We start from the raw sequence: 11,858 nt of genomic DNA, 5'->3' as shown, positions 1-11,858 counted from the left end.
GGCGCAGGAGGGCTTAAAAATGATTGATTATAATGATCGTGGACGTTTAAAGTGGGCAGGTTTTTATTTATCTGATCATACTGAAAAAATTGATGCCGACAATGAACAACGAGCCAATCAAAATTTGGCAAAAGAACAAATAACGACTGAAGAGGTTGCGGAAGTATTGAACGCTGCAGTCATAAAAAATAGATCAGTATGTATTCAAAAAGAAGAACGAAACGCTGAAGGATACTATCCAGAAGATATTGTTAGCAAGATCTTAGGTAGTGATGAGCTGGGGATCTACGTTGGAAAAAACAAAGTTCACTACGACGAAATACGTCATATCGAATTTTACCAGGATAATAAATGGGGTCGATTAGAATGAACATTATCCAGCAATATGAGCTAAAGTATATAACCTTTGATCAGCTATCAGAAGAGATTTGGGGTTATGGCCAGCGTTTGATAAATGAGGTTGGTGTTGAACGCTTCTCTTTCTATGTAGAAGCTGCAGCAGGATACCATAAATACGAATACTATATTGGCTATTAAAGTGCAATAAAATTATATTTATTTTATGTTTTACATTTTGTATCAATTCTGATAAAATTACCTATAGGTAATTAAAAAAATATAAAAAAATAGTTACAACCTTAGGACGTTGTAACTAGCTTGAAGCATACTAGAGCTAACTAAAATAGCACTAGAAAGCAATGTTAAACCCGTCCAACAAACTTGATTTAACATTGAGACCAGCTTATTCAGCTAAATATAGGTTGAATAAGCTTCTTTGTTTTAAAAAAACAAAAGGTGTACTACGAATAACGCAAGTAAAAGAAATACTATTACAACCAGTAGGCTACAAGTAAGTATTACTAAACATTGCGTAGTTAGAACCTTTGCTCTATTGTCTAAGCCACAAATTAGAGATCAGCTTTATGATGCTAAGAGCGAGCTGCATCCATGCGGACATAGGTTCTTTGACACTATTAATTCTCCTTTTTAGGATAAGGGAATTGCTAGTAGTTTTTTCATTAGCACCATCCCCCTTCATTTGATTGAGTCTAGTGCTGCTGTGATAGTTTGCTGTTTAATATGCTTACATTCTTATTATAACATAAATGAAACAACACATGGTTAGAGGTCGTATCAATCAAAATAGTGTCTCACAAACGATTTATTACTTACTCCTGCTGACTAACGGACTGTTCTTCAGTAACTGTAACTATATGTTTGTTAAATGGTGTTAGATCAAATCTTAGACAGCTTTTCGTAGAGACAAGAATAAATTAAACTTATCTACGAGAGGATGAATTTTTATGACCCGATATGAAGAAAATTTTAAACAAATGATTGTTTGAACTGAATCAAACTGGACGTTCTGGTTCGAGGGTTAGCGAAAGAATATGGCTTATCTGAAGCAACGATTTACAAATGGAAGAATTTATATTACCTGATCAGTCCACAGGACTGACTGGAAAAGAAGTAGCTGAACTGAGAAAAGAAATGCTCGTTTAAATGAGGAACTTGAAATCTTAAAAAAGCCGCAGCCATATTCTCTCGGAAAACCTAAATTCGCTTGTCCAATTTATTGAAAAATGGTGTAAGGATTACACTGTTTCTTTGTTGTGTCGGTTATTAGAATCCCTAGAAGTGTCTATTATTTTTATAAGAATAAACCGTTGACAGCTACAGAAATCAGAAATAATAAGTTGAAAAAGAAGATTTCAACAATTTTTTTTACGAATAAACAACGCTATGGTGCCACAAAGATCCATCAAGTTTTATTAAAAGAAGGGATTTCAGTATCTCTTAAACATGTCCAAAAGCTAATGAAACAATTAAATTTAAGGTCGATTGTAGTTAAAAAATATAGACCTCAAAGGTCTAATAAACCGATCATTTCAACAGAGAATCTCTTAAATCAGGACTTTTCTACTGAAACGATCTGTGAGAAATGGGCAGCTGACATTACGTACATTCCTACTAAGAAAAATGGTTGGTGTTACTTATCTTCAATCATGGATTTACACACGAAAAAAATTATTAGTTATACATTTTCAAAACGAATGACTGTGGATTGTGTCATTCAAACATTGAATAAAGCAAAAATACATTATCACATTCCAGAAGGAATGATTCTACACACTGACTTGGGCAGCCAATACACAGCAAGAGAAGTGGAACAATGGCTTAAAACCAACAAAATAAGGCATTCTTATAGTAGAAAAGGAACACCTTATGATAATGCTGGAATCGAATCTTTCCATGCCTCATTGAAAAAAGAAGAAGTCTACACGACTAGCTACTCAGATTTTGAAGAAGCAAATCGAGCGCTATTTAGCTACATTGAAGGATTTTATAACCGAAATCGAATCCATAGCTCGATTCACTATCTAACCCCACAGGAATTTGAAGAATTAGCAAAAGAAAAAATGGCTTAACCGTCTCTACTAAAATGTGTCCAAGATATTGACTCAAATCCAAAAACCACCATTACCTGTAGATAAAAACCAATATATTTACTATACTCACTATATTAAATATATTTAGTATAGTAAAAACTAGAAACAATAAAATTTGTGAATGTTGTATACCCCCAAACAATACACATATTTTGAAGGATTAGGATTAATAAAGCTAAAAATATAGTAAGTATACTAAATATATTTACTATATCTAGTATACTTACTATATTTTAATCTTTTGATCGTCTATTATATATAATCCGTTCCTCGTCGTTTAAAGTATCAACATAGGCGTCCATTGCAAGTTTGACTATTTCATACATAGGAATATCTTTTGCATAACTAAGATCCCGAATGGTTTTTAGTACGGGAGGATCTACTTGAACTGGTTTTCTTTCTTTCGCAGTGTACTTTCGTTCCCCTAACTCGACATTAATATCATCTTTAATTGAAATATCTTCAGCACCAATTTTCTTCTTATCTTTGTTCGTTGGTAATAATGCCATTTAGTTTAATCTCCTTTCCAAGAGGTAGGATATGATTGGCCATTGAGTCAGCATATTTAGGTGTATAATCAAATCCTTCAATATCACCATGTTGTTCATAGTATTCAATTCTTTCTTCTAATTCTGTAAAGATGTCTGCAAAAATAGCCCACCATCTTCGATCTACATAATCATTTAATTGGATACCATTCTCACCATACATTTCTAACCGATCCGAGCCTTTAACAATGCTTTTAAAAATGTTTGATTCACCATACTTATCAATTGTTTTTTGATAGTTTGCGTGTTGAGAGGAACGTCGCACTGAGAAAAGAACAGGCAAAATTCCAATGATTTGAAGATGAGACTCTTCAAAATTCGTGACAATCGGAACTAAAACTTTATTAATAAAATCTTCTGTTCCTTCCATTGCGTACCGTTTTAATTCTTGCATTGCAATAATATAATCTGCAGCAGTTAAGAATGCACGAACCACATTATCTGTTGATGGTGGGCAGTCGATAAAGATATAATCGAAATTTTTTCTCAATTCTTCTAAAGGTTTAATGAAGGCCAATGATCTCTTACGACGATCAGGATATTTTCGGACAAGTATTCATTAAGTTCTTCAGATCCAGGAGAGCCAGCCATAATATATAAATGTGGACTTACTTGAGTAATACCTGAAACCCAGTCCCCTTTTTTGATTGCTGCAGACATGGATCGATCAAAGCTAGTAATTTGATACGTTGATCCAATGTTGGAAGTAGTATTTCTTTGTTGGTCATAATCAATTAGCAACACGTCTTTTTCAAAAAGTTGACTAGAAACAATCGCTAATAAATCATTGTCTGTAGTCTTACCAATGCCGCCTTTTCTACCTGTAAGCATTACAACTTTTCCTAGTTTATCTGATGTTTTAAATGCAGTCCGTAAGTTTTTCATAGTTCCCTCCAATTTCCTATACTAAATATATTTAGTATACTTCATATACTTAATATATTCGATATATCTAATATACTCCAAATTGATAAGAATTCAGACTTTATAAGGAATATAGTGGATATACTAAATATATTTGCTATATTCAGTATATCAGATATATTCAAAATGTCAAAATATATTTGTGCGTTTTGCGTTGACAATTTAGAGTGAAAAGAGGTAAACTTAATTCTATAGAAACCACAGATAATTCACTATTTACAAAGTAGCAAAAGCAGTGGTACTCTTTAAACAGAAAAATTACATAAAAAAAAGAGACGGAAATAATTGATTTTAGCAGAATCAATTATTTCTGAATCACATGGTTAGGACATGTGTTCACGCTCGTCTCAAGAATATGTAAGTAGCTACCAACTACTTATATTAAAAGTTGATCGGATACCTTTCCGATTGCCTTTATTCTACCAAAAAAAGGCGAGCAACTCAACAGAAGAACGTTTATTTAGTGTACTTAAATTAAATATTCTTAAACACTGAAGAGAGAACACATACTATGGCTGAGATTAAAGCTAAACTGTGTTCTCTTTTTGTTTGAGAAAGGACGTTACAATCGATGTTGAGCGAAATTTATTCAGCTATTCTTAAAAACGGCTTACGTACATACAAATATCGAAACAGCACCATGAACCTGCAGGTCATATTGATTCCAGTAGGAGTGGTGCTATCTTTGCGTACCGTAGCAAGCAATTAATGAATGTTGGGCGTGGTATGGTCATTACTTCGGAAGAAGCTATTTTAGAGAACGAAAAGAAACTAACGCATTGGACACCTAATACCTATCGCTTTGGTACTTATGCGGATGATTATCGAACAGTGGTTAAAGGTCATTCTGAGAAAAACTTAAGTCAAATCAACACATTTGTAGTTGATATCGATTCAAAAGAGAACCATCAAGGCGAAATTATTTTAGCCTGTTTAGATCAAGTGGGCTACATGCCAACGCTAATTTTAGAATCAGATCATGGTTATCAAGTTTATTTTGTACTAAAGACACCAGGCTATGTCACAAAGAAAAGCAATTTCAAGGTGATCGATGTAGCAAAAAAATTTCAAAAACAATTCGTCTACAGTTGGCTGAAAATTGTCCGGAGTGGATCTAGGATGTAACCACTTCGGAATTGCTCGATTCCCACAAGAAAATAATATTGTTTTTAAAGAAATGAACTATCAGTATTCTTTTGCTGACTGGATTCAATGGTCGATGAAGCTTGAATCAGATCAAAAAACAAAAGAAGATCGAGAACGAAAACTAATTGTCTTTCCTGAGAAAAAAGAAATTCGCCAAGTAGATGAACCGTGGTTCGATATGTTACTTCATAAAGCAAACATCGTCGGCGGAGAAGGACGTCTTGGTCGAAATAATGTGATTTTCACGCTTTCTTTAGCTTATTACTCTTCAGGTTATGCATTGGATACTTGCGATACAATATGTTCACATTCAACGAACGGTTACAGGAACCGCTATCTGAAGCAGAATTAGTAAAGATTGTACGTAGTGCTTATTCTGGTAATTATCAAGCAGCAAGCAGAGAATTCATTATTGAATTGTGCCAGCAATGGGTTTCACCAACCTTAAAAAATAATGATCTGTTCATTCAACGACGTGGCTGGTGGAAATTTAAAAAGCCACGAGATCAAAGAAAATATAGTCATAAAAATGAATGGAAAGAAGATCTATTGGCTTATCTAAGCGAAAAAAGTCTTGCTAGTGAGCCTTATTTGAACCTGTCAAAAAAGAATTGGCTTCACAACTAACGATGCCCAAGCGAACACTTGATAAGATCTTAAATGAGTTACGAGAGGAGAATAAAGTCTTCTACAAGGTAACACGAGGAAGAAATGGCGGAATGATCATTGCTTCAGTCAAAACGTTGTTCGCGAGGGTTATTCAACTAAGTAAAGAAAAGAGACTAGATTATTCAACAAGGATCACAGAGGTATTTGGACTCAACGAGAGCTTAGTAGAAGAGACATTTAGACAATTATCAACCCCCTTGAACCCTCTTAAAGAAGTGAATCTTTTTGAAGTAGATACAGGTTGAAAAATAAAAGGTGCAAATTGCCTTATACAATATATCTATGATACTTCTGTAGGTGTTGCTCCCTTTGCCTAGCTACGTGTAGGTGGTATACTTATAACTGCGTATGCAGTCTTATGTATCATGGAGGAAGTTGTATGTCGTTAAAAAATTATGTCTATTCACATCCTGTTAATGTGTTTATCATTGGTCGTTTGGGATTATCTGTGGAAGTGTTCTGTGAGCTTTATGGTTTTAAGCAGGGGACTTTGTCTTCTTGGGTTACCAGGGAAAAAACAGTTGCTTCTTTGCCGATTGAGTTTCTTCATGGGTTGTCCTTAGCTTCTGGGGAGACTATGGATCAGGTATATGATTGTTTTGTGTGTTAGAGCAGGAGTATATTGAGTATAAATAGCTAACGAGTTAAGAAAAAGGAAGAAGTATATCCAGTAGTAGTTTTTATTTACTTAAAAAATTGGTTCATTGAGCAACCTATCGCTGCTAAAGTAGCAAAGGAAAACGTTAAAGGAAAGAATTTAGGGAAGAAATCGAAATGAAATCGGACGACTGGATTGAACAACCTGGCTTCCTCTGAAAAGAAATAGCAAACGAAAGAAATTTTGGGTATTGCAATTATGGCCATTAGGAAAACTTTGTAGTTACGGGGCACGACTTATTCTTGATTTAACCGTTTACTCGATTGGAGTATTTGGAACGGCTTATTACTTGATAAATGATCCCAATAGGATTGCAGCATCAGACATTTTTACAGTGCTAATGACGTTGATTTTTGTCATGCTATTGTCTATTTTTACTCAATTAGTCATGCAATTTACCAGGCAAAAATTAACAGCAGGAAAACTTTTCAAAAGCCTATTCGATTTAATTGTTGTAAATGCAATTCTAGCGACTTTAATAAAACAAATTGAACAATCTGGAAGAACAACAAAAGGAGTGAAGGATTTTTTATTGACGTTTATTCACTTTGTAAATGGACACATGTATTTGTTTGAAGTGGGTATTATTCTCTTTTTGGTCGGGTATGTATCCACGAAACTTATTAAACGTTCAATTGAAAAAGAAATTGAAATTGACCTGATTCCGACACTTCTTGGTTATGAGTACAATGTTGATTTTGGAAGATATGACGAATTGATCAATACGGATATCGTTCACACGAGTATCCATGAATCTACTGTTAAGGGCATCAGATCTATTTTAAAAAATGGCCAGGAAATGAAAGCAATAGATCGAAGAAAAGAGATCTACAATTTTATGAAGTCGAAGCAAGCCTACGATATGGCATCGGAAAATTGTGGTTAATGGAAGTAATATTCGTCAAAACAAACCATACATTTTTTGGAACAGTAGTGATTTAGAACTTCCAATGAAAGATAAATAATTATGGAGAATCGTTTGAAAATGATTCCTCTATACAGGATTGTGCTTATAGTTGGCATGGAGTTAAAAACCTTAAAGAAGGAGCAGTTATTCAAAGTGAAAGAACGTCATAATCAGTTACTATGTAGTAAAACGGGTACGATGAACATTGAATACCGAACAGAATATTTAGAATTAACGAATCAAACTGATTTTTTGTTGATTCGAAAGCAACAAGAGCAAGAAAATTAATGGCTACTTATAGCCAATTGATTGATGAATGGGAACAATTCAAGGAATCTAAATTCCAGAACGTCTCTAAAAGCCTTTATTTGTAAAGAGCATAAGGAAACGTGGGAACACTTTTAAAAAAAGTGTTCCAATAGGCTGTGCTATTACGTTTTTCAAAAATAATTGTGGGAACAAAATATTTAAAAATAGGATAGCGGAAGGATAGTAAAGGATAGTAAAAGGATAGAGGTAGGATAGCGGAAAGGATAGGCTCCTTTTCTGGATAAATGTCAATAAAGTAGACACAAAAGAGCAGATACTTAGTGAGAATCAAAGTATTTATCCTCCATTTCATTTGGTGTAAGCATACCTAAGGTTCCGTGAGGACGCTGTGAGTTGTAGAATCCTTCGATATACTCAAAGCAAGCAAGTTGGACTTCTTGAAGAGAAGAAAAGGTTCTTCTGTTGAGTTCTTCTTTCTTCATATATTTGAAGAAAGCTTCTGTAACGGCGTTGTCCCAGGGATACCCAGGTTCGATAGGGACTGAACAATAGAATGATTTTCTAAAAACTTTCTGAATTCAAATGAAGTATACTGGGAACCTTGATCTGTGTGAAAAAGAACGGAAGCCTTAGGCTTTCTGACTTGAATTGCTTTTTCTAGTGTTGTAATAGCTAAAGTAGTATCAATATTTTTGCTGACAGTCCAAGCAATGATTTTTCTAGAAAATAAATCTAAAATCACACAAAGATAAACAAATGATTTTTTCCAACAGGAATATAAGAAAAATCACTCGTCCATACTTGATTTGGTGCAGGAGGGTTAAACGCTTGTTTCAAATGATTAGGGCGTTTCAAAGAAACCTGACCTGCGGTCGGTTTAAAGACAGGTTTTACTGTAGACATTTTAGGTAAGTTCATTGTACTCATTAGGCGATAAACTCGTCCAATACTAATAGAAATGCCATAGTCACGTAGAAGCATGCGTCGTACTTTTGCAGGACCTACTCGTTTTTTAGAGGTTGTATAGATTTCTAAGATCATCTTTCTCAACTGTTGGTTTTCTGCTGTTCTAGGAGCAATTTTTCCAGAAAAACGTTTGTAGTAAGTTGAACGATTAACCTTAAGAACCCTGCAAAGCGTAACAACAGAGTGTTCATGACGTAAAATACGAATCGCATTTAGTCGTTTGTCGAGTGTGGCGTGAATATGGCAATCGCTTTTTTTAAGATTAAATTTTCCTCTTCTAGCTGAAGGTTTCTTTTCTGTAACTGTTTGATCTGTCGAGCCGTGAGGATCGTATCATCATCAATTTGGACTTCAGAATATTGCTTCACCCAGCGAGCTACGGAGGACAGGGCGACTCCATATTCATTAGCTAAAGCGTTTTGCGATTTGCCACCTTCATAAAGTTTTACGATTGATTTTTTGAACTCTTCGTCAAATTTTCGTGGAGATTTACGTTTGTCTACCATAATCAAAATTCCTTTCTCAAATAATGTCTAATTAATTAATAGCATAGCAAAAAAACTGTCTACTTTATTAGCATACATGCAAAAAGAGCGTGTGGAAGGCAAGATAAAAGCAAATCAAACGAAGAAATATTCTCCTAAGATAAAGAAAACAATAAGCGAATCAGTGACTACAAAAAGTGAAGTATTTGATCCAACAAGGTTCTTAAAACGATAAAATTAGAAGGAGAATGTGATGAGTAAATCACCAGCAGTCATTCTCACTTGTCAATTTACCTTGCCCAATAAAAAATCTTTTTCAACATACATTGATTATATGACAAGAGAAAAAGCGCTGGAAGAAAAGGAACGACGTACGCCCGAGGAAGAACAGGAACTGCGTCTAATCAAGAATGCTTTAGAGGATTTTTATATTCCTGAAGGAGAAACTTTTTCGGAGAGTAAGACGGGTAAAGAATTCAGCGAAACGTCGAATGAAGCGCAATCGTTGATGAAACATGGAATCAATTTTGACAAGTTAGAAGAACAAGATTTTACCAAATATCTTTCTTATATGACACGTCACTATGCGTTAGAACAAAAGAAAGTACTGACGCATAGTGAACAAATAGAATACCAACGCTTGAACCAAGCAATAAAAAAATATCAAACAGAGCCACACAAAAAAGCTTCAGGAAATCTTCCTGGAGTTTTTTTGGATTTGAGTCAATATCTTGGACACATTTTAGTAGAGACGGTTAAGCCATTTTTTCTTTTGCTAATTCTTCAAATTCCTGTGGGGTTAGATAGTGAATCGAGCTATGGATTCGATTTCGGTTATAAAATCCTTCAATGTAGCTAAATAGCGCTCGATTTGCTTCTTCAAAATCTGAGTAGCTAGTCGTGTAGACTTCTTCTTTTTTCAATGAGGCATGGAAAGATTCGATTCCAGCATTATCATAAGGTGTTCCTTTTCTACTATAAGAATGCCTTATTTTGTTGGTTTTAAGCCATTGTTCCACTTCTCTTGCTGTGTATTGGCTGCCCAAGTCAGTGTGTAGAATCATTCCTTCTGGAATGTGATAATGTATTTTTGCTTTATTCAATGTTTGAATGACACAATCCACAGTCATTCGTTTTGAAAATGTATAACTAATAATTTTTTTCGTGTGTAAATCCATGATTGAAGATAAGTAACACCAACCATTTTTCTTAGTAGGAATGTACGTAATGTCAGCTGCCCATTTCTCACAGATCGTTTCAGTAGAAAAGTCCTGATTTAAGAGATTCTCTGTTGAAATGATCGGTTTATTAGACCTTTGAGGTCTATATTTTTTAACTACAATCGACCTTAAATTTAATTGTTTCATTAGCTTTTGGACATGTTTAAGAGATACTGAAATCCCTTCTTTTAATAAAACTTGATGGATCTTTGTGGCACCATAGCGTTGTTTATTCGTAAAAAAAATTGTTGAAATCTTCTTTTTCAACTTATTATTTCTGATTTCTGTAGCTGTCAACGGTTTATTCTTATAAAAATAATAGACACTTCTAGGGATTTCTAATAACCGACACAACAAAGAAACAGTGTAATCCTTACACCATTTTTCAATAAATTGAACAAGCGAATTTAGGTTTTCCGAGAGAATATGGCTGCGGCTTTTTTTAAGATTTCAAGTTCCTCATTTAAACGAGCATTTTCTTTTCTCAGTTCAGCTACTTCTTTTCCAGTCAGTCCTGTGGACTGATCAGGTAAATATAAATTCTTCCATTTGTAAATCGTTGCTTCAGATAAGCCATATTCTTTCGCTAACCCTCGAACAGAACGTCCAGTTTGATTCAGTTCAACAATCATTTGTTTAAAATTTTCTTCATATCGGGTCATAAAAATTCATCCTCTCGTAGATAAGTTTAATTTATTCTTGTCTCTACGAAAAGCTGTCTAAGATTTGATACTAACACCAAAATTATAGGGACCTTGAATTTTGGACAACTATTTTAAGTATCTAGAATAAATTTTCTTATAGCTTTTGAAACCCCATTATGATTATTGTCAGTTGTTTTTAAATTTGTACTTTTCTTTACCTCTTCAGGAGCATTGTCCATTACGACACCAAGACCTGCTAACGAAAGCATAGGAATATCATTAAAATTATCTCCTATAGCCATTGTGTTTTCTAAAGGGACATCATAGTATTTCGATAACTCTATTAATGCTTTATCTTTAGATACATCACGATGAGTGATTTCTAAATAATTATCTTTTGATAAATAAAATGAGCTATTTGGCAAACGTAAATTAGTACAATATCCAAGAAGCTGTTTGATTTCTTCAGATGCACCAATTAGTAGAAGCTTATGAATAGGTAAAGCAACATTCAATAATAATTGCTGAATGTTCTTTACGATAGGATGCTCTTTCGTAATATCAGCTTCTATCTTTGTCCATTTATCAATTTTATCAACGTACCATTCACTTCCAGAATATAGATTAATTGTGACGTGGGGAAACTTAGTATTAATGAGGTTAATAAGTTGTTGGACATCTGTCCTATTTAATTCATGACTAAATAGAGAAGTATAATGCCCGGATTTTTGTTTTTTTAAAACTAGTGCTCCATTATAGCAGATGATCGGATTATCAGTTATATTAAGTTCTTCTGTAATAGGAATCATACCTTTTGGTGAACGAGCAGAAGCTAAAATAAAAGGAATAGCTTTTTGGTGCAATACTGGTAGAATATCTTTTAATTGATCATCAACTAAGTGATGATCGTTTAAAATAGTTCCATCGATATCACTTATCACTAATTGGATTTGTCTGGAGTTCATACCTCT

General features: G+C 34.1%; 6 protein-coding genes and 7 pseudogenes. 8 read left to right on the top strand and 5 right to left on the bottom strand.

What is annotated here, in order from left to right; genetic code table 11:
• Window positions 1–19 precede the first annotated feature (19 nt).
• From FTX43_RS00165 to FTX43_RS00155, 3 genes and pseudogenes are all read left to right on the top strand, one after another.
• A complete protein-coding gene (locus FTX43_RS00165; RefSeq protein ID WP_002345871.1) occupies window positions 20–370 on the top strand; it encodes a hypothetical protein in 351 nt (116 codons plus the stop codon).
• The gene (locus tag FTX43_RS00160; RefSeq protein WP_002326766.1) at window positions 352–537 is read left to right on the top strand and encodes a hypothetical protein; all 186 of its coding nucleotides are present in this window, start codon (window positions 352–354) and stop codon (window positions 535–537) included. The genes FTX43_RS00165 and FTX43_RS00160 overlap by 19 nt, the downstream gene beginning before the upstream one ends.
• A gap of 814 nt (window positions 538–1,351) precedes the next feature.
• Window positions 1,352–2,429, top strand: a pseudogene (locus tag FTX43_RS00155) (IS3 family transposase).
• A 254-nt stretch (window positions 2,430–2,683) separates the two neighbouring features.
• On the opposite strand, the gene prgO reads toward FTX43_RS00155, so the two are convergent.
• Complete coding sequence (gene prgO / locus FTX43_RS00150; protein WP_001196543.1) at window positions 2,684–2,959, bottom strand: DNA segregation protein PrgO; 276 nt, start codon at window positions 2,957–2,959, stop codon at window positions 2,684–2,686.
• Window positions 2,931–3,883 (bottom strand): annotated as a pseudogene (locus FTX43_RS00145) (AAA family ATPase). The gene prgO and the pseudogene FTX43_RS00145 overlap by 29 nt, the downstream one beginning before the upstream one ends.
• 610 nt (window positions 3,884–4,493) lie before the next feature.
• On the opposite strand from FTX43_RS00145, the pseudogene FTX43_RS00140 reads away from it, so the two are divergent.
• From FTX43_RS00140 to FTX43_RS00125, 4 genes and pseudogenes are all read left to right on the top strand, one after another.
• A pseudogene (locus FTX43_RS00140) lies at window positions 4,494–5,982 on the top strand (primase C-terminal domain-containing protein).
• 134 nt (window positions 5,983–6,116) lie between these two features.
• A pseudogene (locus tag FTX43_RS00135) lies at window positions 6,117–6,411 on the top strand (type III secretion system protein PrgN).
• A gap of 100 nt (window positions 6,412–6,511) precedes the next feature.
• A pseudogene (locus FTX43_RS00130) lies at window positions 6,512–7,360 on the top strand (hypothetical protein).
• 20 nt (window positions 7,361–7,380) lie between these two features.
• A complete protein-coding gene (locus FTX43_RS00125) occupies window positions 7,381–7,590 on the top strand; it encodes a hypothetical protein (RefSeq protein ID WP_147606584.1) in 210 nt (69 codons plus the stop codon).
• Window positions 7,591–7,870: 280 nt separating this feature from the next.
• On the opposite strand, the pseudogene FTX43_RS00120 reads toward FTX43_RS00125, so the two are convergent.
• Window positions 7,871–9,044, bottom strand: a pseudogene (locus FTX43_RS00120) (IS3 family transposase); the annotation flags it as partial.
• A 232-nt stretch (window positions 9,045–9,276) separates the two neighbouring features.
• Between FTX43_RS00120 and FTX43_RS00115 the strand changes: the two are divergent.
• Window positions 9,277–9,792, top strand: a pseudogene (locus tag FTX43_RS00115) (hypothetical protein); the annotation flags it as partial.
• Here FTX43_RS00115 and FTX43_RS00110 read toward each other — a convergent pair.
• Window positions 9,779–10,905 (bottom strand): IS3 family transposase gene (locus tag FTX43_RS00110; protein ID WP_129796133.1). Its coding sequence is split into 2 segments (ribosomal slippage): window positions 9,779–10,677 and window positions 10,677–10,905, totalling 1,128 coding nucleotides; the frame shifts between segments, so codons are not numbered across the junction. The pseudogene FTX43_RS00115 and the gene FTX43_RS00110 overlap by 14 nt on opposite strands.
• Window positions 10,906–11,018: 113 nt before the next feature.
• Window positions 11,019–11,852: a Cof-type HAD-IIB family hydrolase gene (locus FTX43_RS00105; RefSeq protein WP_047629244.1), complete on the bottom strand. Its 834-nt coding sequence runs from the start codon at window positions 11,850–11,852 to the stop codon at window positions 11,019–11,021.
• Window positions 11,853–11,858 lie beyond the last annotated feature (6 nt).

Source organism: Enterococcus sp. DA9 (genome assembly GCF_008000875.1).
Lineage (GTDB): Bacteria > Bacillota > Bacilli > Lactobacillales > Enterococcaceae > Enterococcus_B > Enterococcus_B lactis.
The sequence above is the reverse complement of the archived record's forward strand: the minus strand, read 5'-3'. Positions and strand labels throughout refer to the sequence as shown.